This is a genomic window from Vibrio penaeicida (assembly GCF_019977755.1).
GTDB lineage: Bacteria > Pseudomonadota > Gammaproteobacteria > Enterobacterales > Vibrionaceae > Vibrio > Vibrio penaeicida.
The window spans coordinates 272,738-299,002 of the sequence record NZ_AP025145.1; the positions used below are offsets into that span (position 1 = coordinate 272,738).

A 26,265-nucleotide genomic window follows, 5' to 3' on the forward strand; every position below is an offset into this window, starting at 1 on the left:
CTGATAATTTTGAATACGTACCCAAGATTTGAAAAAGGACATTTCATGGCGGAAATACAACTACGACACGTTAATAAGCGATGGGGCGGATTTATCGGGGTCAACGATTTTGATTTGACGATCTCTGATCAGGAGTTCCTCGTTTTGCTTGGTCCGTCTGGTTGTGGAAAAACCACGACCATGAGAATCATAGCAGGGCTTGAAAGCGTTTCTGATGGCGAAATTCTGATTGACGGAGAAGTGGTGAACGAGCTTGAACCAAAGGATCGAGACGTCGCCATGGTGTTCCAGAGCTATGCGTTGTATCCGAATATGACGGTGTATGAAAACATCCGCTTTCCGCTCAAGGTACGTAAGATCGACCCAGAAACCCACGATGAGAAAGTCATGAAAGCTGCGGAGATGGTCGAGCTCAATGAATTTTTGCATCGCAAACCTTCTGAGTTATCGGGCGGTCAGCGTCAGCGTGTGGCTTTAGCGCGGGCGATTGTACGTGAGCCAAATGTCTTTTTAATGGATGAACCCTTATCTAACCTCGATGCTAAATTGCGTGTCTCAACACGAGCACAAATCAAAAACCTAACGCACGAGCTCAAAGTCACCACCATTTACGTAACCCACGATCAAATCGAAGCCATGACTCTGGCCGATCGCGTTGTTGTCATGAACAAAGGGGTGGTTCAGCAAGTGGGTTCCCCAACCGAGATTTACAACAACCCAGCTAATACCTTTGTGGCGAGCTTTATTGGTTCTCCTGCCATGAACTTGGTGGAAGGCACAATAACCAACGGTACATTCGAAGCTGAGGGGATCACAATTTCTGGTCTGGATGCTTCGCTGTCTGGCAAGGTTACATTGGGTTTCAGGGCAGAGGACGCCAGTTTGAACGGCGAATCTGCTCAAGTTCAGGCTAACGTTTACTCCATGGAGCTTTTGGGTGACGCCACCATGATCACCACCAAAGTTGGTCAGGCATTTGTCGCAATCAAGGCAGACAAAGATTTCAGAATCGATATTGGTCAGCCCTTTTCGGCACACATTCCTATTGCTTCATGCCACCTGTTCGATGCACAAACTGGAGCGCGAATTTCCCCTGTTTTGGCGGAGGCATCATGAAAGGTTCAAGACCTCAGCAAGCAGAATTATCCCGCGATACTGATATGAGCAAAACCGACGAAACCCGAGCGGTGATCGAAGGCATGGTAGACGGGTTAAACGATCACCGAATCGACGACATAGGTCAGTTTTTCTCGCAGCAGTTTCGTTGGTTAGGCAACCAAGGATGTGGCAGAAAAAACGGGCTGCAAGAATTTCAAGAAAACTGGCAACGACCTTTTCAAGCAGCGTTTTCCGACAAATCGTGCGTTGATGAAGCGCGTTTGTATATGGGGGAATGGGCAGCAGCATTTGGTCGACAAGAAGCCACACACAGCGGTGAGTTTATGGGGGTTGCCCCTACCGGAAAAAAAGTGGAAATCCGCTATATGGATTTCTGGAAAGTGCAGGATGGAAAAATCGTCGACAACTGGGTCATGGTGGATTTTCCCCATGTACTTGCACAGTTAGGGGTGGATGTCTTCAACGGTGAAGGTTGGGAAGCCTACGACCGGGGTGAACGAACCCCACCAAGACCACAGTGATAGAAGCAGTCAAACAGGATGAATGGAAATCATGACCATTGAATATTTAAAAAGCAGCAAACCAGAGCAGGACAAAGCGTCAGATAACGCCAAGGTTGCCTCTGTGGTCGCCGATACACTGGTGTACATTGAGAGCGACGGCGACAAAGCGGTACGTGAACTGTCTGAAAAATTCGACAACTATTCCCCAGACTCATTCCGACTCTCTGAAGAACAGATCCAAGCTCTGATCGCCAAAGTGCCAGAGCGAGATTTGGCGGATATTCAATTTGCACACGACCAAGTAGTTAATTTTGCCAAAGCACAGCGCGATTCCATGCAAGATATCGAAGTGGAGACACTGCCCGGTGTGATATTAGGTCACAAGCATATTCCGGTGCAAAGTGTTGGCTGCTATGTCCCTGGTGGAAAATTCCCCATGGTGGCTTCGGCGCATATGTCGGTAGCGACTGCTAAAGTGGCAGGGGTTCCGCGAATTGTAGCTTGCACTCCTCCCTTTAAAGGCGAACCGAACCCAGCGGTTGTAGCGGCTATGCACATCGGTGGTGCCGATGAAATATACGTGATTGGCGGCATTCAGGCTGTAGGCGCTATGGCCATTGGTACCGACACCATCGACCCTGTTCACTTGTTGGTAGGCCCAGGAAATGCCTTTGTGGCAGAAGCCAAGCGTCAGCTTTTCGGACGCGTGGGCATCGACCTTTTTGCCGGTCCAACCGAAACCATGGTGATTGCCGACGATACCGTCGATGCTGAAATGTGTGCCACAGATTTGTTAGGTCAAGCGGAGCACGGGTTTAACTCCCCCGCGGCTTTGGTGACCAACAGCCGAAAACTGGCGGAAGACACCATGGCTGAAATTGAACGCATCCTTAAGATTCTGCCGACGGCGGAAACGGCGTCTGCCAGTTGGGAAGACTATGGTGAAATCATACTCTGCGACAGTTACGAAGAAATGCTGCAAGTCTCGGAAGACAAAGCGTACGAGCACGTGCAAGTGATGACGGATCGCGACGACTGGTTCCTAGAAAACATGACCTGCTACGGTGGTTTGTTCTTGGGAGCAAGAACCAACGTCGCTAACGGCGACAAGGTGATCGGAACCAACCACACTCTGCCAACCCAAAAAGCGGGACGCTACACTGGCGGGTTATGGGTAGGTAAATACCTGAAAACCCACAGCTACCAAAAAGTAACAACCGATGAAGCCGCCACACAGATAGGTGAATACGGTTCGCGGCTTTGTATTCTGGAAGGGTTTGTTGGTCATGCCGAGCAGTGCAACTTGCGAGTGCGTCGCTATGGCAATAAAGACGTTCCCTACGGGCAACCGGCGCAGTAACGGTTGATAGAGGTGGCAATGTCAGAATCCCAGCAATCAGCAGAGCAGTTATTCAGCCAGCTAGCGCAATGGCGACAGTCTCTTTATAAGGGAGATATCGCCTCTGCCCGAATGCAGATGGGCTCTGTTTTTGCTTCCGACGCCACGTTTCACATGTGCGCGCCATTTGGGGATTGCTATTCGCCTGCGGATTGGTTCGACGCTTGTGTTACCTCACTTGCTGATGCGATGCCGGATCTGGAACGGCGTGATTACATTGTTATCTCGGGCATAGATGCCGACCAAAATGGGTGGATAGGGTGTGCCGGTTATTACTGCGGCACCTTTATCAAACCTTGGCTGGACATTGCGGCTACCGGGCACTTTGCCCACATGCGGTTTCACGAATTTTACCGGATGGAAGGCGATGCCATCGTCGAAGCACAAATCATCTGGGATATTCCTGAACTCATGATGCAAGCCAACGCTTGGCCGCTGGTGCCGTCATTAGGGCGAGAAGGTTTAGTGCCAGCACCTGCCACCTGCGACGGTATCGAAAACAGATGGAGCATCCCTTCGCGGAAATCAGAAAAATCGCAGAAATCAGAGGTAAGCCGTCAACACGTTTTGGATATGCTGGAGCACTTACAGCGTTACCCGAGTCAGGGTGGACCTGAAGTGATGGCAATGGATCGATTCTGGCACCACAACCTAAGCTGGTATGGTCCAGCGGGTATCGGCACCTGTCGAGGCATTGCGGGCTTTCGACACTGGCACCAAATACCGTTTCTCAATGCCATGCCTGATCGCGGTCAGCACAAAGAGGAAATTCACGCACACTTTTTTGCCTCTGGTGAATACGTCGCGGTGACAGGCTGGCCCAATATGTGTCAGACACTGACGCACGGTGGCTGGCTAGGCATCGCCCCATCTGGGAAGAAAATCACCTTACGCAGTCTGGACTTCTGGCGACTGGAAGACGGAAAAATTCGAGAAAACTGGGTACTGGTGGACTTAATCGACGTCTATTCACAACTCGGTATTGATGTAATTGCCAGAATGAAAGAATTCAATAAAGCTCGTGTGATTGGCGACATCCAACTACCACAGGGAATGTGATATGAAAATTCTTCCAACTTCACCCGGATTCGATTTAACAGGCAAGCGAGCATTGGTTTGCGGTGCATCGTCGGGTATTGGATTGGGGTGCGCTGTTGCACTAGCAGAAGCAGGGGCTCACGTTACGCTTGCAGCGCGCAGAACGGATTTGCTTGAAGAGGTTAAACAGCAGTTTGAACGCCAGCAGTGGCAGGTCGACGTTCTACACATGGATGTTGCGGATATTGAAGGCACTCAGGCACTGATTGAGCAGCAAGAAACGTTTGATGTGATGGTGAACTCCGCTGGGCTAGCTCGCCATTCCGATGCGCTATCGACTCAGCCTGACGACTACGACGCCGTGATGAATGTGAATGTGAAAGGGGCGTATTTCTTGTGTCAGGCAGTGGCGAAAAAGCTGATTGACGCCAACCAAGGCGGAAGCCTCATCACCATATCGAGCCAGATGGCACACGTTGGCGGGCTTGAGCGCGCTGTTTACTGCGCCTCAAAGCATGCGGTGGAGGGGTTTACCAAAGCCATGGCCATCGAATGGGGCAAGAACCAAGTACGGGTCAATACCATTTGCCCGACTTTCATCAAAACAGAATTAACAAAAAGCACGTTTGAAAACCCTGATCTCCGAGCGTGGATTGAGAGCAAAATCCACATTGGAAGAGTGGGAGAAGTCGAAGATGTGATGGGCGCGGTGGTGTTCCTTGCCAGTGATGCGTCCGCCATGATCACCGGCACTTCGCTGCGTGTGGACGGAGGTTGGACAGCAGAATAATGGCAAATGAAAAAGTTACCTCAACCGATGTCGCCAAACACGCTGGTGTAAGCCAATCTGCGGTGAGCCGCGTATTCACGCCTGGTGCATCGGTCTCACAGAAAACCATGGACAAAGTGAAGAAAGCGGCGGATGAGCTTGGGTATCGCCCCAATTCACTGGCACGAGCTATGGTTTCGGGCAAAAGCCGAATCATTGGTTTAATTGTGGCGTATCTGGATAACCAGTTTTACCCCGACGCATTAGAAAAACTCTCCAACTCTCTGCAAGAACAGGGCTACCACGTTCTGATGTTTATGGCATCCAAAACAGCAGACTCCATCGACTCTGTGGTGGAAGAGATTCTGGATTATCAGGTCGATGGCATTATCGCGGCCTCAGTAGCCATGACTTCAGAGCTCGCCGAGCGGTGCCGTCAAGCCAACGTGCCCATTGTGTTGTTCAACCGCTCGCAGGAAGAAGGGGATTTTTCTGCGGTGACCTCAGACAACTTTGTTGGTGGTTTGAAAGCCGCTCAGTTCCTGATTCGGGGTGGTCATAAGAAATTCGGCTACATTGCAGGTTGGGAAGGCGCGTCGACTCAGCGCGATCGCGAACTGGGCTTCAAAGCTGGCTTATCGCAAGAAGGGTTTGAGCTACATGCTAGAGAAATTGGAGATTTTTCGATGGAAAAAGCTAAGGAAGCTACTCGAAATATGTTCCGGAACGATCCACCTGATGCGTTGTTTGTTGCCAACGATCACATGGCACTGGCGGTCATGGACACCTTGCGCTTCGAGCTGAATATCAAGGTGCCGGAGGACGTGTCAGTTGTAGGGTACGACAACGTTCCCGCATCAAGTTGGCCGAGTTATAACCTGACAACACTGAGCCAGCAAGCGGACGCCATGGTTAATGAAACCATACGAATTTTGCTCCAACAGATTGATGGTGACAGCGCGTCACCCCAGAAAATTGCCATCGGGTCGCCACTCGTGATCCGAGGTTCAGCCAAATTGCCAAAGGACATTAACTAGATGATGAAAGGATTCGACAGCAAGTTTCAGGACTTCCCCGACTACATACTGTCCATTACCAAAGAGATTTGGGAAGACAGAGGGATTGCGACGCTAGAGCATTACTATTCGCCCGATATTATCGTTCGCACACCTGCCAGCATTTCAGTCGGAAATGAAGGGGTTATTGCTGCTACCTTGTCGACATTGCATGAATTTCCAGACAGACAATTACTTGGGGAAGACGTGATTTGGAGTGGCACACCTGAAACAGGTATGTTGTCTTCGCATCGGATCCTGTCTACGGCAACGCATTTAGGCGACGGTATTTTCGGTAAAGCCACAGGGTCACCATTGAAGTACCGTGTGATCGCTGATTGCCACGCCATCAACAATCAGATCAATGATGAATGGCTGATTCGGGATCTGGGTGCCATCGTTAAGCAGATGGGCTGGGATCCAAAACAATATGCTCTCACTCAAATTGAAAATGAGGGGGGATCACAAGCGTGTAACGTGCCATTTACCCCAGAGCAAGACAAAAACGGACCGTACCAAGGCACCGGAAACGACAACGCCTACGGAAAGCAGTATGCCAATGTGCTCAAGCGCATTATGAATGCCGATATTGCCTGCATTAGAAATGAATACGATCGCGCTTGTACCGGTGAATACCCATGTGGTGAAACCATCCACTCTTGGGCTGGGATTGAAGCCTTCTGGCAAGGGTTACGAGCCAGTTTTCCGAACGCAGAATTTACCATAGAACACCAAATTGGACGCGAAGATCCAATGATGCCACCGAGAGCCGCCATTCGGTTCTCATTACAAGGAAAGCATGATGGGTGGGGGCGATTTGGCGCACCAACGGGGGCAGACGTTTATGTCATGGCAGCCGCTCATGTCGAGTTTGGCCCTTGGGGCATTCGACGCGAGTTTGTTGTATTTGACGAGACCTCCGTCTGGAAACAAATCGCTCTGCATACAGGGTAACTCAACAGACCCTAGAGAATTGCAGGATCTGGATTGGGCGTTCAAGCTGCTCAACCCGATGAATTTCGCGTATTGCTGACATGACGGATGCACGGCTCTTAGCATTTGCCCGTGTGTTGGAATCCAAAGGAGATAACGAGAATGGAAAGCCCACAATGGGTGCGATTTGGGGAACTCAAACCCTGTCGCACAGCATTTATTGATGCTCATACACCCGGTTCATCACAAAAAGAAAACTTCACGATTATTGGCGGGGGAGTCTCAGAGAGCCCTGACCAGCATGTGCACATCACCGCCACGCCGGGCTTCAATATTGGAGCAGCAGGCCAACCGCCAAAGTGTTTTAACTCATTGCATTATCACCATACGGCAGAAGTTTTTTTCGTGTTGAAAGGTCGCTGGCGTTTCTTCTGGGGGCATGATGGTAAAGCCGGAGAGGTGACGTTATCGGAAGGCGATATCTTCAATATCCCAACACACGTTTTCCGAGGTTTTGAAAACGTTGGGACCGATTACGGCATGATCATGTCCATTCTGGGCGGCGATGATGCAGGCGGTGGCGTTGTATGGGCGCCTCAGGTATTGGAAGACGCTGTTTCTCATGGTTTAAAACTGAGTGAAACCGGCAGGCTCTACGACAGCAAAAAAGGGGAAAACCTCCCTGAAGGCGTGAAAGAGATGCCTATGCTGACTCAAGACGAACTTGACCAGATTGGTCAGCCAAGTGTTAGCGAAGTTGTCCCGAAATACGTGGCACGTTACCTCGATATGATGGCTCTGGCGGACGAGAAGCCATGCAGTGTGATCGGTGAAAATGCCCTTATCGTCGATAAGCCTGGTTTTGAAGTCGATTTCTTTAACCACAATACACCGCAAGCCGAGTCGTATCACGCAGAGCAGGATCAGGTTTTGATGGTCATGTACGGTCATTGGCAAGTTCAGTGGGGGCAAGACGCCGTCACTTTAAATCCGGGTGACACCATCTGGATGCCAGCTGGCAGTGACTACTCACTTTCGGTGACTGCGTCTGGCGACGCAAGTTTGTACCGAATCAGTAAGACACTCGATAGTGCCGGACCAACATGGACTCCCAAACGATGAATACGCCGCTGGTATTGTTGCCCGGTATGATGTGCGACGAGCGGTTGTTCGCAGCTCAGGTAGCGGAGTTCAGCTCTGAACGTCAGGTTATTGTTTTGCCAGTAACACAAGCCGACAGCATGCAAGAACTGGCGAAGAAGGTGCTTGAACAAGCGCCTTCCACCTTCGCGCTGGCGGGATTGTCGATGGGTGGCATCGTTGCCATGGAAGTCTTCAGGCAGCAGCCCGAACGTATTGAACGTCTGGCGCTGCTAGACACGAATCCCCGAGCAGAGTTGGACGAAGTGAAGCAAGGACGAGCAAGGCAGCTGGATCGCGTTGCAAAAGGCGAGATGCTGAGTGTGATGAGTGAGGAGATGATCCCGAGATATTGCCACCGAGATTTCCCCAATCCCAGTATCGATAAGCTTTGCCTAGACATGGCAAATGGACTGGGGGACGAGGTGTTTGTTCGTCAGTCGCTGGCGTTGCGTGATCGCCCCGATCAGCAACAAACGCTGGCCACTGTCACTCAGCCGACCCTGATTCTGGCTGGGGAAGACGATCAGCTTTGCCCGTTAGACAGACACGAATGCATGAAGGCGTTAATTCCACATGCCACACTTACCCTGATCCCCAAAGCGGGGCACCTGACAACTTTAGAGCAACCGGAGGCGACAAACGCCGCTTTGCGTGCGTGGTTAGAATCATGAACGAGTCTTTATTAAAGCTATTACAACGTGTAGATACGCCCGCGGTGTGCAATGCCATCGAAGTGGCGCAGGGTAAGCGCGGATTCGACCGTTTTACCAAGCAGACCATGCTGATTTCAGACACTAGGTGCGGGGCAATGGTGGGCTACGCGAAAACAGCCCAAATTGCTGCGCTAGAACCTGCTCAGGAACCCGCTGATGTGATTCGGGAAAGGCGTATGGCGTATTATCGTTATATGTCAGAGTCTCCATTCCCTTCTGTTGCTGTGATAGAGGATATCGATTTCCCAAATGCGATTGGTGCTTATTGGGGAGAGCTGAACACCAATGTTCATAAAGGGTTTGGGATGAGTGGCGTGGTCACAAACGGTGTGATGCGCGATCTGGGTGATTTGCCGGAAAATTTCCCAGTGCTCGCAGGTTCTATTGGTCCAAGCCATGGGTTTGTGCACGTAAAAACCATCGATCAGCCTGTCAGTGTGATGGGGTTAAAGGTGGAACCGGGCGAGCTGATTCATGCGGATCGCCACGGCGCACTGGTGATTCCAAATGAGGTTTTACCTCGCTTAGAAACCGCCATCACCACCTTGCTGGCTAACGAGCAAATCGTATTGAAAGCCACCAAGCAGGACAACTTCGATTTTGAAGCGTTTGAAAAAGCGTGGGCAGAGTTTGAGCGAGTTAGGACTTAATATCCCCGCGTCTCAGACGTTAGATAGAGTATGTGGAAGTTTTATCTTTTCTCCCTAAATGATCGCTCAGTAACTTTCTGAGAGGTTCTTCAATGAGACAATGTGACTTGGTTTTTACAGGTCGCATTGTTTAAGTTGGAGGGGCTATGATTTCACATTTCATTTTTTACGTACTGGATCAGGAAGCAAGCACTCGATTTTACGAACGTGTTCTCCTGTCCAGCCCAGTGCTCAACGTTCCCGGTATGACTGAGTTTCAATTAGATCGGGGTTCGAAACTTGGATTGATGCCTTACGAGGGGATAAACCGACTGCTAGGTTCACACCTTACTTCACCCGATCAGGCATGTGGCAATCCAAATTCCGAGTTGTATCTGATTGTGGATGACCCATTTGAATATCATCAACGCAGCTTAAAGCACGGAGCGACAGAACTCAGCCCTGTTCAAGAAAGGGATTGGGGGGCTCTGGTTGGATACAGCAAGGATATAGATGGTCACATTTTGGCTTTCGCAAAACCAAGCTAGTACTGGGAAAGAAATCAAGATGTTGAGTCAGGCTGCTATCCTTATAAGAATCTGTTGACCTTACCCCTAGGGTAAGGTTTAGAGTCGGGATGCGATTGACTTAAAGGTGCGCTATGAACAGACGATTAAAAACAACCTGGATTACAATGCTCAGCATTGTTGCCTTGTTGTTTTCAGGGTTTGTCACCAGTGCCCCTGTTATGATGATGACAATGGCAGAACACCAAATTGAAAGTAACGTTTCTCCTTGTCATGCCAGTTCCTCTCCTATGGCAGATAACCCATCTGCTCACAAATCGCATTCCCCAGACAGACCCATTCATTCACTGATGGTGGATAGTGGCAAAAACAACGCGTCAGACGCTTGTTCTTCCGCGTCCCATGAAGGACATACCTGTTGTGCTGCTGTGTGCGGTGTCACTTTTGTGCCTTTGCTTACTCGTAGCTCGATGAATGTGGCAGACTTTGCCCTTGCCCCTATCGCTTCCATCACTATCGGTGATGCACTTTCTCGTACTCAATCCCTTTTCCGACCCCCAATCACTGAATCCATTTTCTGATTTCACCGCTTCTGAATGAAGCCCGATTTATTGGCGCATTGCGCCCAGATTTTGGATATACACAGTGACAATACAATTTAGAAAGCTCGCACTGGTTGTCGGTGTAAGCTTGGCTGCAACGCCTTTATGGGTGGGTGCTTCCGAGTCTTCATCGATAACGCCCAAGCAAGCTGGATCGACTCAAGTGGCACGTTATGAACCCTTGATGCAATTGATTCATGCCGCCATAGAACAAGACGCTGCCAGAAAGCAGTTCTACGCTCAGTCTGTTGCCATGCGCGAGATAGGCGTGGCCAGCGCCACCTTGATGGACCCAAAAGTCAAAGTCGGATTTGGCGGTTTGCCCATCGACAGTTTTCAGTTCGATCAAGACCCGATGACCAATCTGTCGGTCGGGGTCATGCAGCAATTTGAGCGCGGTTCAACCTTAGAGCTCAGCCAGAAAAAAGCCAATCAGCAGGCGCAGGGTGTGAACCTTAAGGTCGAATCCAGAGAGCTGGACATTGCCAACAGCATGACCACCCTTTGGCTTGAGCTTGGGTATCAACAGGTAACGGAGCAAATCCTAAGAGAGAAAAAACGCCTGATGACGGAGCTGGAAAGCTTTGTCAAAACCAATTACTCCAACGGCAAAAGCGAAGCGCAAGACTGGTTAGACGCTCAGCTTCAAGTCGCTAAGCTGGACGAAAAACTTGAAGCCAATCAGCAAATGCAGCGTCGTCTTATGGCCCAGATGTCCGAGTGGCTGGGTTCAGACTGGCTCGACAGTTTCGCTTCTTCGCAGCGTAGACTGGAGGCGTCTAATCAGCGCAACTGGCTGAAACTGGAACGAGTACTCGATTCAACGCCTGATGCCACCAGACATTACACTGCGCTGCGATTGCACCCAATGGTGAAAATGGCAGACAGCCAGATTCAGGTTAGCAAAACGCAGGTGGACATTGCCGAGCAGGCGTATACGCCACAGTTTGGCATCGAGGTGATGTACGCCCACAGACAAGCCAACAATATGCGGGGTGAACCAGCATCGGATCTGGTCAGTGCGTACCTCACTTTAGACATTCCGCTGTTTACTGAAAACCGACAAGACAAAAACAAGTCTGCCGCGCAATATCAGGTTGGAGCTGCGCAGCTTCAAAGAGACACCTTACTTCAGCAAATGAACGCCAAGGTGAACACCCTCCTGAGCGACCGAATCAATCTGCAACAGCGATTGGCGCGTTACCAGTCTTCCCTTATGCCTCAAATTAACGCGCGGATTCGTGCGGTAGAACGGGGTTATCAGAACAACACCGCGCAGTTCAGCGATGTGATTGCCGCCTCTAACGATGAGCTGGCCCTCCAACTTGAACAGCAGCGGTTGCTGACCGACCTGAACGTGGTCAACAGCAATCTCGCGGCTCTGCTCAGCGCCTTTGAGTTTCAGGTCGACTCGCCTGTTCTCACGTACACCTATCGCTCAAATTAATAAGGGAAACAACAAATGAAAACAATGCAAGTAGCCGCCGTTGCGCTCTTGGTAGGCGGAGCCCTGGGTTATGGGGTGAATCACTATATCGCAGGTGAAAGCCACAGTATGGGTGCTGTTGCCAGCCCAGCTGCCAGCTCTGATGAGCCATTGTACTGGGTCGCGCCTATGGACCCGAATTACCAACGAGACAAGCCGGGTAAATCGCCAATGGGGATGGACCTTGTTCCCGTTTACGCAGAAGACTTGAATGGCGATAACGATCAGCCGGGCACGGTCAAGATTGATCCATCGGTCGAAAACAATCTCGGGGTGAAAACTGCGTCGGTCAGTCGAGAGCCGTTGGCACCCAAAATCGAGACCGTAGGTTACATCGCCTTTGATGAAAGCCAGCTCTGGCAAACCAATGTGCGTGTCGCCGGTTGGGTAGAAAAGCTGTTCATTAACGCCGTGGGGGAGAAAGTCAACGAGGGAGACGTACTGTTCACCCTGTATTCGCCTGAACTGGTTAAAGCGCAGGAAGAACTGATCAGCGCTTACCAGACGGGGCGAAAGGGCTTAGTGAAAGGGGCGACCGAACGCCTGTTGACGCTGGGTGTTGACCGCAGCCAGATCCGAACCATCACCCGTCGCGGTCGAGCGTCTCAAACCATCGAAATCAAAGCACCTGCGGATGGCGTGATAGCCAGCCTGAACATCCGTGAGGGTGGGTATTTATCGCCTTCTCAGGCGGTGATCAGTGCCGGACCGCTCGACAACGTGTGGGTCGATGCTGAAGTTTTTGAGCGTCAGGCACACTGGGTGAATGCTGGCAGTAACGCCAAGATGACCCTGGATTCTGTTCCGGGTAATGAGTGGCAGGGTGAGGTGGATTACATCTACCCAATTCTTGACCCTAAAACCCGTACGCTCCGTGTCCGACTGAAATTTCCCAATCCTCAGGGGGATTTGAAGCCCAATATGTTCGCCAATATCACCTTGCAACCCGTCAGCGAAGATTCGGTGCTGACTATTCCTAAATCGTCGGTGATTCGCTCTGGTGGCATGACCCGAGTGGTGCTTGCTGAAGGAGAAGGGAAATATCGCTCCGCCCGTATTCAGGTAGGGCGTGAAGCGGGTGAAAAAGTGGAAGTGCTGCAAGGGCTGAAGCCGGAAGACCGAATCGTGACGTCTGCTCATTTCATGTTGGATTCTGAATCAAGCCAGACCGCCGATCTGGCGCGCATCAACGGAGTGGAGGCAGATGCCGAGACCGTCTGGGCGCAAGGGGAAATCACCGACGTTATGGAAGGACACCGGATGCTGACCATCAACCATCAGCCTGTACCGGAGTGGAACTGGCCAGGCATGGTGATGAATTTCACCTTTGCTGAAAACGTGGAAATGAAAGGGCTCGGCAAAGGGCAAGCCATCGACTTTGAGATGCAGAAAACCGAGTCCGGTCAATACGAAATTGTGGACTACAAAGTGGGGGAAAGCGTTCTGGCGAGTGAAGTCTGGTTAACTGGAGACGTCACTCTATTGATGGCGGATTTCGGAATGGTCACCCTAAGCCATTCACCCGTTACCGAGTGGAACTGGGAAGCAGGAGAGATGAATTTCACGGTTGAGGAAGGCATTGATCTTACCGAGTTTCAGGAAGCCCAAAAGGTTCGATTTCTAGTCGAAAAGCAAGGCAGCGAATACCGACTTAAGCAAATAGAAGCTGAGGGCTGAGTATGATAAATGCAATCATTCGCTGGTCCATCAGTAACCGATTCTTGGTGCTGATTTCTACCTTAGCTCTGGTGCTCGGTGGACTTTACAGCGTGAAAAACACGCCTGTGGATGCGATTCCGGATTTGTCGGATGTACAGGTGATCATCAAAACCAGTTACCCCGGTCAGGCACCTCAAGTGGTGGAAGATCAGGTGACCTATCCGCTGACAACCGCCATGTTAGCGGTGCCCGGTGCCGAAACTGTGCGTGGTTACTCCTTCTTTGGAGATTCGTACGTTTACATCATCTTCAATGACGATACCGACATGTACTGGGCACGTTCGCGGGTGTTGGAGTACCTCAGTCAGGTTGCCCCTAATTTGCCTCCGAATGCAAAGCCGACGCTGGGACCAGACGCCACGGGAGTCGGTTGGGTTTACAGTTACGTGCTGCAAGATAAAACCGGTCAGCACGATCTGGCTCAGCTACGCAGTCTGCAAGACTGGTTCTTGAAATACGAATTGCAAACCGTTGAAGGGGTATCAGAAGTCGCCACGGTAGGCGGTATGGTTAAGCAATACCAAGTTCAGATCGATCCTGCCAAATTACGGGCATACAACCTGACGTTACAGCAGGTAAATATAGCGATTCAAAACGGCAATCAGGAGTCGGGTGCATCAGTTATTGAAGTGGCGGAAGCCGAGCATATGGTGCGTACAACGGGCTATTTGAGCAGCATAGACGACATCAAATCGTTACCATTAAAGGTGACTGAAAAAGGGACACCACTGCTATTAGGAGACATTGCAGACATTAATCTCGGACCCCAAATGCGACGGGGTATTTCAGAACTCAATGGTGAGGGTGAAGCGGCTGGTGGCGTCATAGTGATGCGTTTTGGTGAAAATGCCAGTGAAGTGATTGCCAATGTAAAAACCAAGCTTGGAGAACTTCAACGCAGCTTGCCAGACGGAGTGGAAATTGTGCCGACGTACGACCGCTCTACGCTGATCAATGCGGCAGTGGAAAACCTTTGGAAGAAGCTGGCGGAAGAGTTCATTGTGGTGGCGGTTGTCTGTGCCCTGTTCCTGTTCCACATCCGTTCTTCTTTGGTTATCGCGCTGAGTTTGCCCGTTGGGATACTGGCTGCGTTTATGGTCATGCATTGGCAGGGTATCAACGCCAACATCATGTCGCTTGGGGGGATCGCGATTGCCATTGGTGCCATGGTGGATGGGGCCATCGTCATGATCGAGAACGTGCACAAGCACATTGAGCGTACACCCCTGACCGATAAGAACCGCTGGCAGGTGATTGGCAAAGCGGCGGAAGAGGTGGGCGCACCCCTGTTTTTCTCGCTACTCATCATCACATTGAGCTTCGTTCCCGTGTTCGCTTTAGAAGGGCAGGAAGGGAAAATGTTCTCACCTCTCGCGTTCACCAAAACTTACGCCATGGCGGCATCGGCTGGGCTGGCGATTACGCTGGTGCCTGTACTTATGGGCTACTTCATTCGAGGAAAGGTACTGCCAGAGCACCGCAATCCGGTCAACAAAGGGCTGGTGGCGCTGTACAAGCCGCTGTTGAGCGTGAGTCTACGTTTTCCCAAAACCATGATCATCTTGGCGCTAGGGCTGATGGCTTCTGCCTATTACCCAACCAGTAAACTGGGCAGCGAGTTCATCCCACCACTGGATGAAGGCGATTTGATGTACATGCCGACGACCTATCCCGGGATTTCAATTGGTAAAGCACGTGAAATCTTGCAGCAAACCAACAAGCTGATCAAAACCGTGCCTGAAGTGCACACCGTGTGGGGCAAGATTGGTCGAGCTGAAACCGCTACCGATCCTGCTCCGCTGACGATGATTGAAACCGTTATTCAGCTTAAGCCCAAATCGGAATGGCGAGTAGGGGTGACATCTGAATCTTTGCGGAAAGAGTTTGATGATCTGGTCCAGTTCCCCGGCTTAACCAACGCTTGGGTTATGCCGATCAAAACCCGCATCGACATGTTGGCAACGGGCATCAAAACCCCGATTGGCATAAAGATAGCGGGCCCTAATCTTAAGGTGATTGAAACCATAGGTGCCCAGCTCGAACCGATTCTGAATGGGATTAACGGCACCGCTTCCGTTTATGCAGAACGTGTAGCGGGTGGGCGCTATGTCACCATCGACATCAAGCGCCGCTCGGCTGCCCGATATGGTTTGAGCATTAAAGACGTTCAGCAAGTGATCTCGACAGCGGTTGGGGGCATGAATGTGGGCGAAACCATTGAAGGGTTGGAGCGCTATCCGATCAATGTTCGCTACCCACAGGAATATCGTAACTCTGTGGTGATGTTGGAAAACCTGCCTTTGGTGACACCAAACGGTGCGCGTATTGCTCTCGCTGATGTGGCTGACATTCGTTATGAAGACGGCCCCCCGATGATCAAAACGGAAAATGCTCGTCCCAACGGCTGGGTGTTCGTGGATATTGAAGGTCGCGATCTTGGCTCTTATGTGGCTGAAGCGCAGCAAGTTGTGGCTAGCGAGTTGTCGCTTCCTGCTGGATATTCGCTGGCTTGGTCGGGGCAATACGAGTACATGGAGCGAGCGAAAGAGCGCTTAAGTGTCGTCGTACCGATCACCATTGCCATCATTATGCTGCTGCTCTATTTCAGCTTCCGACGTATCGGTGAGGTGTTGATCATCATGCTGACGTTGCCGCTCGCCATGGTTGGCGGTTTATGGCTGATGCATTACCTCGGCTATAACTTCTCTATTGCGGTTGGGGTCGGGTTTATCGCTTTGGCAGGTGTGGCGGTTGAGATTGGGGTCATCATGCTGGTTTACCTCAATCAAGCTTGGCATTACAAAAAGCTGGATGCAGCAGAAACAGACACCGCATTGACGAAAGACGACCTGACCAACGCTATTCGTGAAGGGGCAGGGCTGCGTGTTCGCCCAGTCATGATGACGGTTCTGACTGTGATTATTGGTTTGGTGCCCATAATGTACGGTGATGGCACAGGTTCTGAGGTAATGCAGCGCATCGCGGCTCCCATGATTGGCGGTATGGCGTCGGCACTGTTACTGACGTTGTTGGTGCTGCCTGCCATTTTCAAATTGTGGAAACAACGCGAAGTGCGCGAGTAACTCTAGATCAGGGTTACCCGCTGGTTGACCCTGAATTCAAATTCAAAAAAGAAGGATATTCAGATGAAAAAATCAATCATTGCACTGATTCTCGGTATGGCAACAACGGGCGTTTTCGCTCAAGGAATGGACCACTCTAAGATGGATCATTCCAAAATGGATCACAGCAAGATGGACCACTCCAATATGATGAACATGGAAGGCATGTCGGATGTGGGGATGCCTGCCAAAGGCGCGAAGCCAGACAAGGTAGTACACGTTATTTTGAGCGACGACATGACCATCAAGTTTAAAAAAGAGGTGAATATCGAGCCTAATGATGTGGTTCAGTTTGTGGTGATCAACACTGGAAAGATCGACCATGAGTTTGCGATTGGTTCACTTGCGGAGCAGGAAAAGCATCGCGCCATGATGAAAGAGCAAGGCGCACATGCTCACGATACGGGTAGTGCTGTGACGGTTAAGCCCGGTAAAGCTAAACAATTGACGTGGCACTTTCATGGAGACACCAATGTCGAGTTTGCTTGCAACATTGCTGGGCACTACGAAGCAGGCATGGTGAAGTCGATTCAAATCTAAGCAGACTTCAGTAACCAATAGATGATGAAGCTCGGGCGGTATTCGTATCGCTCGAGTTTTTCTAATTTACATTGTAAATTCCTACGATATTTAGAGAATGTTTAGTCTGGTTTCCTTACACTCTTGCAACACATCAGGGAGGAGAAAGCGCGATGTACATTGGAGAACTATCGAAAAAGACTGGAGTCAGCGTTAAAGCGATTCGACATTATGAAGAGATTGCGTTAATCAAATCGCCCCAACGCGATGGCAAATACCGAGTTTACGACGACAGTTATGTTCAAGTGCTAAGCATGATAAAAGCGGCAAAAGGGCTAGGGTTTACTTTGGAGGAGCTTCGAACCATAGCGAAAGCCAAATCACAGGAAGGCTTGGTGCCGATGGACTTACTGAAAGCCGAACTGCAAAAAAAGCGCACCAACATTCTCATTAAGAAAGCGGAATTGGAAAAAAGACTTGAGGAAATGGATGAGCTAGAAATCAGCGTTCAACATTACAATCAGTGTTTATTGGAAAATATTAATCAATAATTTTTTATAAATAGGTGTTGACTCTCCCCTATACGGGAGACTTTAGGATGAAGACCTCAACAGACAAAACAGAGGTCAACATTATGAAAACGGCATTCATCACAGGCGCAACATCTGGCATTGGTTTCGAATTTGCCAAGTCTCTTTCTGAGCAAGGCTACGCACTGATCGTTCACGGACGCAACCCTCAGAAATTGGCAGAACTCGAACGCCAAATTGAAGGCGTCAGCCAAACCATTTGTGCTGACTTGTCCGATCCCGATACGCATGCTCAGGTGATTCAACAGCTTGAAGCCTATTCCAGCCCCATCGACGTTGCCATTAATAATGCAGGTTACGGATTATATGGTGCGCATATCGAGCACACGTCGGCAGAAATACAGAAAATGGTGTCGGTTAACGTGTTAGCGCTGACTTCCTTGAGTGAGTACTTTGCTAAACGAATGGAAAAACAAGGCAAAGGATACCTAATGAATGTAGCGTCTACCGCTGCTTACCAACCACAGCCTTATATGGCAGCGTATGCAGCCAGCAAAGCGTATGTCGCCAGTTTTACTGAAGCCTTAGCCGTAGAAATGAAAGGCAAAGGTGTGAACATCACCTGTTTGTCACCGGGGCGAACAGATACAGGCTTCTTTACTTTCGATGGTAAGGACGAGTCGAGCTCTGGCACGGGGACATTTGCGGCAAAATACCGAGTCAGCCCAGCAAAAGTCGCACAGAAAGGGTTGGATGCTTTGTTCAAGGGACGTTTTAGAGAGATTCCGTTTCTCGACAACAAGTTCTACGTCTTCCTGAATCGAATTCTGTCTAAAGATGGGATGCTGAAAATGTACAGCAGCGCGATGAAGAATGTATAAAATCAAAGCTATTTGATGCCACTGTTTATGAGTATATTGGAGAGGATGGAAACGGTTTTATTCAAGTTTCCCTTCCTTCCTCTAATTCAGGAGTTTGAAGCAGTATGGAAAAATTAAGTTGCGCACTTGTCCCTTTTGCGGAAGATGATTTTGAGTATCTGACTGATTGGATAGTGTCAGAAGAGCTTACTTATCTTTGGGCTGGTCCCACTTTTCAGTATCCGCTTACTCATGAACAATTGCGCAAGCACTGCCAGCAACCGGAAGTTATCCCTTTCTTGATCAAATATGGTGATCAGGCAGCCGGTTTTGTTGAACTCAACCGACAATCAGAAACGCACTGCCGCATATGTTTGGTGTTTGTTTCAGATTCGTTCCGCGGCAAAGGCATTTCAAAAACTATCCTGACAACGCTTGCCGATGTGGCTAAACATGATTACGGCTGTAACAAACTCAGCCTTGCAGTATTCAGCCATAACCAAAGGGCAAGAAAGGTGTATCAGTCGCTAGGGTTTAAAACCGTTTCGATTGAAAAAGAAGCCATGCACTTCAAAGAAAATACCTGGGATCTAGAACTAATGGAAAGGCTATTATAGTATTGTTTTCTTTAAATTATTGGCGAGTTTATGAGTATTAAAGCCTTTGAAGAAGCGCCGACTCCCGAAGAGTTTGTTGCCATGAGAATCACCGCAGGTTTATCGGCAAAGTCACTGGAAGCAGCGAAAATTGGTTTACCCAATTCACTCTATGCGGTCTCGATTAGAGACGAAGGCAAACTTATTGGTATGGGGCGAGTCGTCGGCGATGGGGCATGCAACTTTGAAGTGGTAGACGTTGCGGTCGACCCAAGCTATCAAGGTAAAGGGCTAGGCAAACAAATCATGCAGTACATTGATGCGTACATCGCTTCTGTGGCGCTTGAAGGTTCTTATGTTTCGATGATTGCCGACGAGCCGGAATTCTACCAAAAGTTAGGATACAGATTGGTGTCACCAAGAAGCCATGGAATGACCAAGAAGTTCCACCCCAAAACATCATAAATGTACAAAGGATTCTTATGTCTGTTGAATTTTCACCGACGGAAGACGCGAGCTTTGCCGAGAAGCTGACGCAAACAAACATGGCTCGTTATTACGAGAAACGTGGTATCGAATGGAATCACGAGATGTTTACTCAAAGTTGGGATACTTTTGAAAACTTTGATATTTACCAGTCAGGCAAACGTGTTGGCGTAATTCGATTTACATACGAAACCGATACAACCTACCTACGAGACTTCCAGATAGAGGCTGAATATCAAGGCAAAGGCATCGGTGCTCAAAGTTTGACCTTAGCCATTGAGCATGCAAAGCATCGTGGATCGTCTTATCTTCGCCTACGTGTATTCAGTGAAAATCCGGCTATTAGTTTGTACCAAAAGCTGGGCTTTGTTGTTATTTCAGAAGAAAATGAATTAATGACAATGGAGCTTGCACCTTCTGAATGTAAGCTTTGAGACGAATCACCACAGCAAAAGATATTCCAGTCTTAGCCGATATGACTTTCTGAGCCAAGCAAGAGGGTCTCATTCATTTGGTTTCACCCGCATTAATAGGGCGACAAAAATGAGCCCGCTTACCCCTGAAATAACCCATACAACACGCACACCGGCACTGTCTGCTATGGTGCCTAGGGCTAACCCGACTAAGACACCACCTAGGTTCAGCGCGAGCGATAATATGGATAACGCAGTCGCTCGCTGATGATCTTCTATGGATTGATGCATCAGAATGGCGAGCAAAGGCTTGATGGCAAAAATGGCGAACCCAAAGCACAAATAGACCACAATGAATAACAGAGCAGAGTTCGTGGTTGCTAATAGCAAAACCAACACAGAAGACGCGCCAAAAATCCCAAGTAACTGACGTCCATTATTGTTCAATAAACCTTTATGTGAACGCTTTATCCATGCCGCAGACAAAGCGGCAGAAAAGAAAAAGAGCGCAGATACCCAGCCAAATACGAATACATCCGTTTTTTCATTCAACATCGTAAGCAATTGTGGTTGCCAGTAAGTTTGAATGCTTGAGAGTAAAAAGCCGTGAATGATCTGTAAGCCCAGAACACGTTTGAGTATTGGATGCTGAATACAAGCCATCAATATTTTTTTTATGACGTTGACATCAGATCTTTCTTTCCGAATCGTCTGCTTTACCTCACCTTCATGGAAACAAAAGGGGACGGAAATGCCCAGAATCAAGTGCATTGTGAACGCAACGAGCAGTACCCAGTGATACGGGGAGTTATTGTTTGGTAATTGAAGATTACAAGCGACCAGTGCGGCTCCGCTAACGGCACCAAAAGCCATTGCTACTAACGCCCAACCATGTGCGTTACTGAGCAAGCTGGGCATCAGGTGATAGCGATGCACTTTCTTTAACTGATCAACATACCATGCTTCCATTGCGCCAGAACCCATGGCACGAGCGATACCACCTACAAACGATGCTGCATACAAGGCGGGGATATAATCAAAATAAAACAGCAAAGCAAAGTTCAAGCAATCCAACATTTTGCTTAGCATAAATACGTTCAATCGACCGAAGCGATCTGCCCACGCACCGGAAGGCAATTCAAATAAAATTATCGCCAAAAAGTAGACCCCAAAGAAAAGACCAATTTGACTAAGATCCATACCTTTGTGCTGACAAAATAATGCAATCACGGGGGCGAATATACAGATTGTGCCGATGTTAATGGCGTGATGAAGTGCGTAGCGAATGTCGAGCGTCATTCGGGTTTCCTGAATGCTGAATACGCAGAAATTGTATCGGACGGAGTGAAGTGATAAAAATAGATAAAGAATATGTTTGTTATCTATAAATTGAATAATGATTGAAAAAACACTGCCGCTACTTAAATATTTTCATGCACTTGCTCAAACAGGCAGCTTTACCAAAGCCGCCGAACAGCTCTGTATTTCTCAGTCCACAGTGAGTACTCAAGTACGAAAACTGGAGCAGGTTCTGAGCGTTAAACTTATCAACCGAAAAAACAAACATCAGTTTGCCCTAACCGCAGAAGGGGAGTCACTAGCACAGGAAGTGGCCTACAGTTTTGGGCGTTTGTCTTCTCAGCTAGATGGATTGCAACAGGTGTCGCCGAGCAGCGCGAAACTCACGGTATCGGCTTCCACTTCACTAGGAATTAAATTTGTTTTGCCTGTTATTGCTAAATTGCGACAGCAATACCCCGACCTCACGCTTCATCTCCAAGAAAATGCAGGCAGCAAACATTTCTTTGAAGACAAAATTGATATCGCGACCAATTATGGGGTTCCGGACAATACCTTTCACAGCGTATACATAGGCGAAGTTGAAAAGTGTGTAGTAGCGAGCGATGCGTATATTAAACGCTTTGGGATGCCTAAGGGTTTATCGGAATTGGCGCGGCACTCTCTGATTGCACAATCACATGGTAAGCAAGAATGGCAAACGCTGTTTGCTAAATCCGACGTTGATATTGATTCGTTAGATGTACTCAGCGTATCGAGCAACATAGCAAAACTGGAAGCGGTTCAGTTAGGGATGGGGATTGGGTTGCTACCTCATTATTTACTCAAAAGTAGTGAGGCATCACTTATCATTTTACCGGAATTTGAGCTCCAATCGTTGAGGGAGTCACTGTATCTTATATGTGAAAAACGCAGAAAGGATGAACATAAAATTCAGTGGGTGATGGATAAGTTAGCGAGTGGATGTCAGAGCTTATTAACGTTTGATAATAAGGGGTAATGTTTGTGCATTACCCATATGTTTGACCTTCTTTAATCGAATCTAGGCGGCTTAAACCTTAGCCACTTTCTTTGGCCATGGATCGTCAAATTCTCCGCCGTCTTTCCAGTGATCGAGTTCTTCATCGGTCAAGAAACAGCGATTTAACGCCTCAATAAAGGCATCGGCTTCGTCGTTTTGTCCAATCACCGTTAGGCGGCAACGTCGGTCGCCGAAACGGCTGTCTACACTATCGATTTTGGCTTGCAAAATTTCAAGTTGCTCAGGGGTAAAGTTTTGAGTGTCATCATGCTTTACCGACTCACGCCAAAACCCAACCACCTCAAGACCAACACTGCCGTTGGTTTGGCTCCAAAGCAGTGAAACGTCATCTCGTGTTGGCATCCAAAAGAAACCTTTACTGCGGAATACGCCTTGTGTCAGGTAGCTATGGCACGTTTGCCATAAACGTTGAGGGTGGAAAGGGCGGTCGTCTTTCATCACTTTTGCTACGATCTTCTGGTTATGTTTCCCAGACAGTGTGAGTGGCGCATTAACACCGTCTCTCAGCTCATCAGCCAGTTGTTGCACCATGAAAAAATTGTAGTCTTCAATGGATTTAAATTGCTCAATCCCAACATTACCCCAAGATGTGCTCACAATAGAGGCGTATGGGTTAAGCGGATGCAAAGCTTCGGCAATACTCTTGATTGATTGCTCATCCAATCGATCGGCTTTAGTGAGAAAAACACGGTTTGAAAACAGAATTTGTTCCACAAGCAGATTTTCTATGCCTCGATCTCCTTTTTGCAAGTTCTCTTGCCATTTCGGGATGAGCGTTTTTGCGTGTGAATAGTCGTCGCGCAACCATGTCGCATCGACTAACGTGACTACGCCTTTTAACGAAAACAGAGCGTGATCTTTAAAATACTCGACCAAAGGTAAGGGGTGGCTGCTACCCGATGTTTCAATCAGGATCCACGGTGGCTGGGCTTGTTGAACCAATTGGTTAAGTGCCTTGTCTAGCTTTTTTATGCCTTCTGGGCTGCTTACACTGTCGCCACTGATGGTGACGAAATTGCCATGGCTCTCATTCACCACATCAGTATTCATGACCAACACGCCATCTACGTCTAGCTCGCTCATATCATTAACGATCACTGAAGGCACATATTCAGCTATTTGAGATTGCGCCAAAATACTACGCAAAACGGTTGTTTTACCCGACCCAAGAAAGCCGTGCAGAATAGTGATGGGGGTGGAAGCCATGGATAAACCTTTAGAATTAGATAAGTGATAGATACCAGTTGTATATACCCAGTATCTTGAGGTTACTCAGTTGTAAGATGTTATAACATATCAACTATTGATTTGTTTATCCAATTAAAGCAAACCCAAACTAAGGTAATTTGGACTATCTTTAGCTCATGGAGTCTATCTACGAGAAAACACCGTGAGAGCCAGTTTGAAGCGCCTGATTTGTATTTTTGTTTTGAGCTTTTTGCCTAATTCAGTTTTAGCAACACCTGTGACTTTAATAGAGCTCGATTGGGCCAGTCAGCGTGTACTTACCCATGCCTTAGCGAATATTTTGGAAGATCAAGGCATTGATACAGACATCATTGTTCACTCTTCCCCTGAGCAATGGTTACAGCTGAGTACAGGGCGAGCCGATATCCAAATTGAAGTGTGGGAAGGCACAATGGGTAACAAGTTTATGAGTCATGTAAAGCGTGAGCGCATGCAAGTAGGCGGCACGCACCATGCCACGACTCGGGAAGATTGGTGGTATCCCCAATACAGTGAAGCGCTTTGCCCAGGGTTACCAGATTGGAAAGCGTTGCAGAAATGCGCCTCCGTATTTAGCCCCGACGGGAAAGGAAAGGGTATTTACTATTCAGGGCCTTGGGAAAAGCCAGATCGGGCTCGCATACGAGCGCTTGAATTGGATTTTGAAGTGGTCACATTAGAAACCAGTGATGAGCTGAATGGCCTGATCCATCGTTATATTGAAAGCCGGGTACCGTTTTTAGTTTTCAACTGGACACCAAATTGGGTAGAGGCAATCTATGAAGGCAGCTTTGTCGAATTTCCCGATTTCACTGAGGAATGCCAATCCGATGCTGAATGGGGTTATAACAAAAAGCATATATGGGATTGCGGCAACCCAAAAGGTGGATGGCTTAAAAGCGTCGTTTCGAATAACTTAGCAATCAAATCACCCTGCGCATTAAACATTGTTCGTCATTTCAAGTTATCCAATTCCGACTTGGCACTTGCAGCGTCATTACTGGATGCGCATACCCTCACTATTGAAGAAGCAGCGCAAGTTTGGCAAATCGGAAACAAAGAACGTATTGATGCCATCATAAAAGAAGCAAATTGCCAGTAAGAGCGCAAATGGTGGCGAAGTTGTCTTCGCCACTCATCTTTTCATTTTTCACGCTGTCACTCTGCCACTCTGCCACTAATTTATGTACTCAATGATCCAAGCACCTTGGTTCACTGGTGTACCGGGACGCCACGTGAACACTCTGCGTCGGTCTCTATCGAAAGGTTGGAAATCAGCAGCGTACAAGTATTCATTTTGATGGGTGTTTAAAATACGTACCTGACCATTGGCTATGTTTTCAATTTTCCATTGACCTTGAACGGGTGCGTGACCTGGTCGCCATGTGAATACACGTCTTCTGTCTTGATCATAAGGTGCGAAGTCAGCGGCGTAGAGGTATTCCTGTTGATGAATGTTAAATAGGCGGACCTGCCATTCCGCTGCGTTCTCTTCCTTGAACTGGAACAGCATATGAGGCTCTGAATCCTGCATTTTGAGGTCACTTGGGTATACCTGTTTTATTCTATTTACATCAATGAGAACTGGGAAAGCTAATATAACTTGGATTGCCCAATTCGATACTAGAGGTTAGAAGCAACTGAAAGAATAGACTTTCTCTTAAAACAGATCCTTGTAAATATAAATATCAATAGTCGATCTTGGTTCAGGTGATTTCTTAGGAAATGAATTTAAATGGATGGTTGGTTATTTTTATTTCTATGAGTTACGTGCCGGATAGGGTTAATTGTAATAAGGCGTACCGCTATAAATTAATATACCCAAGCACCTTGAGGTCGCTTGGGTATACAACCGTATCTCATCTATCACACTACGACATCAACGCGAGTTTCAACTCTATCGTTGTTTTGGCTAAATACCATAGAAACGCTATCGGCTTCTTGTTTCGACATACGGCGATAAATGCTATCGGCCTTATTGCGATCATCACCAGAAATATAGAATTGTGTTGTCAGTAACTCGCGTTTCTGATCGAATACTTTTACATGAATATGGGGTGTTCTTCCCGGGTATACCGTGGGTTTTATGGTTCGGAAATGGTAATTCCCGTCGGCATCGGTAATGTCGTGCCCAAATCCTTGAAATCCTGTGTCGTACTTTACATCTCTATCATCACCGGTATGTAAGTACTTGCCATTTACATCACATTGCCATATTTCGATTCTGTGCCCCGCCAGTGGCTGCCCATCTTTCGACAATATTCTTCCACTCAGATGAATGATCTCACCGCCAGCTTCTTTTACTGCGTTCGACACTTTGACCAAGTCGTTGTCGATGTCCGGGAATCGCATGGATGATCGTGGGTAAAACGGTCCCTCAGTGGCACTGGGGGTAAACATTGCAGATACAGCACTTCGTGAATACATAGGCAGCGCAGCTAACGCTACGAGCCCTTTAACTATGCCTCTTCGGCTTACAGATTTCATAATAGGGCATTTTCCTTACTTCAATACCAAAACTTATATCGGTTACAAC

The 26,265-nt window shown here is 48.4% G+C and carries 27 protein-coding genes; 23 read left to right on the forward strand and 4 right to left on the reverse strand.

What is annotated here, in order from left to right; translation table 11 throughout:
• Positions 1-45 precede the first annotated feature (45 nt).
• The 21 genes from LDO37_RS19640 to LDO37_RS19740 all read left to right on the forward strand — a co-directional run bounded on the left by LDO37_RS19640 (position 46) and on the right by LDO37_RS19740 (position 20,182).
• The gene (locus tag LDO37_RS19640) at positions 46-1,116 is read left to right on the forward strand and encodes an ABC transporter ATP-binding protein (RefSeq protein ID WP_126609080.1); all 1,071 of its coding nucleotides are present in this window, start codon (positions 46-48) and stop codon (positions 1,114-1,116) included.
• The gene (locus tag LDO37_RS19645) at positions 1,113-1,640 is read left to right on the forward strand and encodes an ester cyclase (protein ID WP_126609079.1); all 528 of its coding nucleotides are present in this window, start codon (positions 1,113-1,115) and stop codon (positions 1,638-1,640) included. The genes LDO37_RS19640 and LDO37_RS19645 overlap by 4 nt, the downstream gene beginning before the upstream one ends.
• A gap of 31 nt (positions 1,641-1,671) precedes the next feature.
• Positions 1,672-2,982, forward strand: a complete 1,311-nt coding sequence (hisD, locus tag LDO37_RS19650; protein ID WP_126609078.1) for a histidinol dehydrogenase — start codon at positions 1,672-1,674, stop codon at positions 2,980-2,982.
• An 18-nt stretch (positions 2,983-3,000) separates the two neighbouring features.
• On the forward strand, positions 3,001-4,080 hold the full coding sequence (locus tag LDO37_RS19655; RefSeq protein WP_126609077.1) for an ester cyclase: 1,080 nt from the start codon (positions 3,001-3,003) through the stop codon (positions 4,078-4,080).
• A 1-nt stretch (position 4,081) separates the two neighbouring features.
• Positions 4,082-4,849: an SDR family NAD(P)-dependent oxidoreductase gene (locus LDO37_RS19660; RefSeq protein WP_126609076.1), complete on the forward strand. Its 768-nt coding sequence runs from the start codon at positions 4,082-4,084 to the stop codon at positions 4,847-4,849.
• A complete protein-coding gene (locus LDO37_RS19665; RefSeq protein ID WP_126609075.1) occupies positions 4,849-5,865 on the forward strand; it encodes a LacI family DNA-binding transcriptional regulator in 1,017 nt (338 codons plus the stop codon). The genes LDO37_RS19660 and LDO37_RS19665 overlap by 1 nt, the downstream gene beginning before the upstream one ends.
• 3 nt (positions 5,866-5,868) lie before the next feature.
• Complete coding sequence (locus LDO37_RS19670; protein ID WP_126609082.1) at positions 5,869-6,837, forward strand: nuclear transport factor 2 family protein; 969 nt, start codon at positions 5,869-5,871, stop codon at positions 6,835-6,837.
• Between the two features lie 141 nt (positions 6,838-6,978).
• On the forward strand, positions 6,979-7,938 hold the full coding sequence (locus LDO37_RS19675; RefSeq protein ID WP_126609074.1) for a cupin domain-containing protein: 960 nt from the start codon (positions 6,979-6,981) through the stop codon (positions 7,936-7,938).
• A gap of 119 nt (positions 7,939-8,057) precedes the next feature.
• A complete protein-coding gene (locus LDO37_RS19680; protein WP_224055919.1) occupies positions 8,058-8,630 on the forward strand; it encodes an alpha/beta fold hydrolase in 573 nt (190 codons plus the stop codon).
• Entirely contained in the window at positions 8,627-9,322 is a 696-nt protein-coding gene (locus LDO37_RS19685) for an RraA family protein (RefSeq protein WP_126609072.1), read from the forward strand. The genes LDO37_RS19680 and LDO37_RS19685 overlap by 4 nt, the downstream gene beginning before the upstream one ends.
• A 146-nt stretch (positions 9,323-9,468) precedes the next feature.
• Complete coding sequence (locus LDO37_RS19690) at positions 9,469-9,849, forward strand: VOC family protein (protein ID WP_126609071.1); 381 nt, start codon at positions 9,469-9,471, stop codon at positions 9,847-9,849.
• A 113-nt stretch (positions 9,850-9,962) separates the two neighbouring features.
• A complete protein-coding gene (locus LDO37_RS19695; RefSeq protein ID WP_051841951.1) occupies positions 9,963-10,409 on the forward strand; it encodes a hypothetical protein in 447 nt (148 codons plus the stop codon).
• A 64-nt stretch (positions 10,410-10,473) separates the two neighbouring features.
• The gene (locus LDO37_RS19700) at positions 10,474-11,877 is read left to right on the forward strand and encodes a TolC family protein (RefSeq protein WP_126609069.1); all 1,404 of its coding nucleotides are present in this window, start codon (positions 10,474-10,476) and stop codon (positions 11,875-11,877) included.
• Between the two features lie 15 nt (positions 11,878-11,892).
• On the forward strand, positions 11,893-13,593 hold the full coding sequence (locus LDO37_RS19705) for an efflux RND transporter periplasmic adaptor subunit (protein WP_126609068.1): 1,701 nt from the start codon (positions 11,893-11,895) through the stop codon (positions 13,591-13,593).
• Positions 13,594-13,595: 2 nt separating this feature from the next.
• Positions 13,596-16,718, forward strand: a complete 3,123-nt coding sequence (locus LDO37_RS19710) for an efflux RND transporter permease subunit (protein ID WP_126609067.1) — start codon at positions 13,596-13,598, stop codon at positions 16,716-16,718.
• Positions 16,719-16,781: 63 nt separating this feature from the next.
• Positions 16,782-17,297, forward strand: a complete 516-nt coding sequence (copI, locus tag LDO37_RS19715; RefSeq protein ID WP_022560720.1) for a copper-resistant cuproprotein CopI — start codon at positions 16,782-16,784, stop codon at positions 17,295-17,297.
• Positions 17,298-17,449: 152 nt separating this feature from the next.
• A complete protein-coding gene (locus tag LDO37_RS19720; protein ID WP_126609066.1) occupies positions 17,450-17,827 on the forward strand; it encodes a MerR family transcriptional regulator in 378 nt (125 codons plus the stop codon).
• 47 nt (positions 17,828-17,874) lie between these two features.
• Positions 17,875-18,687 carry an SDR family NAD(P)-dependent oxidoreductase gene (locus tag LDO37_RS19725; protein WP_224055766.1) on the forward strand — a complete coding sequence of 271 codons (813 nt, stop codon included), beginning with the start codon at positions 17,875-17,877 and terminating at the stop codon, positions 18,685-18,687.
• A gap of 104 nt (positions 18,688-18,791) precedes the next feature.
• Entirely contained in the window at positions 18,792-19,283 is a 492-nt protein-coding gene (locus tag LDO37_RS19730; RefSeq protein ID WP_148112156.1) for a GNAT family N-acetyltransferase, read from the forward strand.
• A 30-nt stretch (positions 19,284-19,313) separates the two neighbouring features.
• A complete protein-coding gene (locus tag LDO37_RS19735; protein ID WP_126609999.1) occupies positions 19,314-19,727 on the forward strand; it encodes a GNAT family N-acetyltransferase in 414 nt (137 codons plus the stop codon).
• Between the two features lie 17 nt (positions 19,728-19,744).
• Positions 19,745-20,182, forward strand: a complete 438-nt coding sequence (locus tag LDO37_RS19740) for a GNAT family N-acetyltransferase (RefSeq protein ID WP_126609998.1) — start codon at positions 19,745-19,747, stop codon at positions 20,180-20,182.
• A gap of 69 nt (positions 20,183-20,251) precedes the next feature.
• On the opposite strand, the gene LDO37_RS19745 is transcribed toward LDO37_RS19740, so the two are convergent.
• The gene (locus LDO37_RS19745) at positions 20,252-21,460 is read right to left on the reverse strand and encodes an MFS transporter (RefSeq protein ID WP_126609997.1); all 1,209 of its coding nucleotides are present in this window, start codon (positions 21,458-21,460) and stop codon (positions 20,252-20,254) included.
• A gap of 97 nt (positions 21,461-21,557) precedes the next feature.
• Between LDO37_RS19745 and LDO37_RS19750 the strand changes: the two genes are divergently transcribed.
• Positions 21,558-22,460, forward strand: a complete 903-nt coding sequence (locus LDO37_RS19750; RefSeq protein WP_126609996.1) for a LysR family transcriptional regulator — start codon at positions 21,558-21,560, stop codon at positions 22,458-22,460.
• A 51-nt stretch (positions 22,461-22,511) separates the two neighbouring features.
• Here the strand turns inward: LDO37_RS19750 and LDO37_RS19755 are convergent, their stop codons facing one another.
• Positions 22,512-23,708 (reverse strand): CobW family GTP-binding protein, encoded by a 1,197-nt coding sequence (locus tag LDO37_RS19755; protein WP_126609995.1) that lies wholly within the window; start codon positions 23,706-23,708, stop codon positions 22,512-22,514.
• A 259-nt stretch (positions 23,709-23,967) separates the two neighbouring features.
• Between LDO37_RS19755 and LDO37_RS19760 the strand changes: the two genes are divergently transcribed.
• Entirely contained in the window at positions 23,968-24,831 is an 864-nt protein-coding gene (locus LDO37_RS19760; RefSeq protein ID WP_221768597.1) for a glycine betaine ABC transporter substrate-binding protein, read from the forward strand.
• Positions 24,832-24,906: 75 nt separating this feature from the next.
• Here LDO37_RS19760 and LDO37_RS19765 read toward each other — a convergent pair whose 3' ends face one another.
• Both LDO37_RS19765 and LDO37_RS19770 read right to left on the reverse strand, forming a co-directional pair.
• Positions 24,907-25,263 carry an RICIN domain-containing protein gene (locus LDO37_RS19765; protein WP_126609994.1) on the reverse strand — a complete coding sequence of 119 codons (357 nt, stop codon included), beginning with the start codon at positions 25,261-25,263 and terminating at the stop codon, positions 24,907-24,909.
• Positions 25,264-25,595: 332 nt separating this feature from the next.
• The gene (locus LDO37_RS19770) at positions 25,596-26,216 is read right to left on the reverse strand and encodes a dioxygenase family protein (RefSeq protein WP_126609993.1); all 621 of its coding nucleotides are present in this window, start codon (positions 26,214-26,216) and stop codon (positions 25,596-25,598) included.
• Positions 26,217-26,265: the final 49 nt, after the last annotated feature.

Excerpts from the sequence above, each read along its gene's own strand:
- LDO37_RS19740 (WP_126609998.1), top strand. The coding sequence starts at position 19,745 with ATGTCTGTTGAATTTTCACCGACGGAAGACGCGAGCTTTGCCGAGAAG.
- hisD (WP_126609078.1), top strand. The coding sequence starts at position 1,672 with ATGACCATTGAATATTTAAAAAGCAGCAAACCAGAGCAGGACAAAGCG.
- LDO37_RS19675 (WP_126609074.1), top strand. The coding sequence starts at position 6,979 with ATGGAAAGCCCACAATGGGTGCGATTTGGGGAACTCAAACCCTGTCGC.
- LDO37_RS19710 (WP_126609067.1), top strand. The coding sequence starts at position 13,596 with ATGATAAATGCAATCATTCGCTGGTCCATCAGTAACCGATTCTTGGTG.
- copI (WP_022560720.1), top strand. The coding sequence starts at position 16,782 with ATGAAAAAATCAATCATTGCACTGATTCTCGGTATGGCAACAACGGGC.
- LDO37_RS19665 (WP_126609075.1), top strand. The coding sequence starts at position 4,849 with ATGGCAAATGAAAAAGTTACCTCAACCGATGTCGCCAAACACGCTGGT.
- LDO37_RS19680 (WP_224055919.1), top strand. The coding sequence starts at position 8,058 with ATGCAAGAACTGGCGAAGAAGGTGCTTGAACAAGCGCCTTCCACCTTC.
- LDO37_RS19750 (WP_126609996.1), top strand. The coding sequence starts at position 21,558 with ATGATTGAAAAAACACTGCCGCTACTTAAATATTTTCATGCACTTGCT.
- LDO37_RS19705 (WP_126609068.1), top strand. The coding sequence starts at position 11,893 with ATGAAAACAATGCAAGTAGCCGCCGTTGCGCTCTTGGTAGGCGGAGCC.
- LDO37_RS19695 (WP_051841951.1), top strand. The coding sequence starts at position 9,963 with ATGAACAGACGATTAAAAACAACCTGGATTACAATGCTCAGCATTGTT.
- LDO37_RS19770 (WP_126609993.1), bottom strand. The coding sequence starts at position 26,216 with ATGAAATCTGTAAGCCGAAGAGGCATAGTTAAAGGGCTCGTAGCGTTA.
- LDO37_RS19765 (WP_126609994.1), bottom strand. The coding sequence starts at position 25,263 with ATGCAGGATTCAGAGCCTCATATGCTGTTCCAGTTCAAGGAAGAGAAC.
- LDO37_RS19660 (WP_126609076.1), top strand. The coding sequence starts at position 4,082 with ATGAAAATTCTTCCAACTTCACCCGGATTCGATTTAACAGGCAAGCGA.
- LDO37_RS19720 (WP_126609066.1), top strand. The coding sequence starts at position 17,450 with ATGTACATTGGAGAACTATCGAAAAAGACTGGAGTCAGCGTTAAAGCG.
- LDO37_RS19755 (WP_126609995.1), bottom strand. The coding sequence starts at position 23,708 with ATGGCTTCCACCCCCATCACTATTCTGCACGGCTTTCTTGGGTCGGGT.
- LDO37_RS19730 (WP_148112156.1), top strand. The coding sequence starts at position 18,792 with ATGGAAAAATTAAGTTGCGCACTTGTCCCTTTTGCGGAAGATGATTTT.
- LDO37_RS19670 (WP_126609082.1), top strand. The coding sequence starts at position 5,869 with ATGAAAGGATTCGACAGCAAGTTTCAGGACTTCCCCGACTACATACTG.
- LDO37_RS19685 (WP_126609072.1), top strand. The coding sequence starts at position 8,627 with ATGAACGAGTCTTTATTAAAGCTATTACAACGTGTAGATACGCCCGCG.
- LDO37_RS19690 (WP_126609071.1), top strand. The coding sequence starts at position 9,469 with ATGATTTCACATTTCATTTTTTACGTACTGGATCAGGAAGCAAGCACT.
- LDO37_RS19725 (WP_224055766.1), top strand. The coding sequence starts at position 17,875 with ATGAAGACCTCAACAGACAAAACAGAGGTCAACATTATGAAAACGGCA.
- LDO37_RS19640 (WP_126609080.1), top strand. The coding sequence starts at position 46 with ATGGCGGAAATACAACTACGACACGTTAATAAGCGATGGGGCGGATTT.
- LDO37_RS19735 (WP_126609999.1), top strand. The coding sequence starts at position 19,314 with ATGAGTATTAAAGCCTTTGAAGAAGCGCCGACTCCCGAAGAGTTTGTT.
- LDO37_RS19655 (WP_126609077.1), top strand. The coding sequence starts at position 3,001 with ATGTCAGAATCCCAGCAATCAGCAGAGCAGTTATTCAGCCAGCTAGCG.
- LDO37_RS19645 (WP_126609079.1), top strand. The coding sequence starts at position 1,113 with ATGAAAGGTTCAAGACCTCAGCAAGCAGAATTATCCCGCGATACTGAT.
- LDO37_RS19745 (WP_126609997.1), bottom strand. The coding sequence starts at position 21,460 with ATGACGCTCGACATTCGCTACGCACTTCATCACGCCATTAACATCGGC.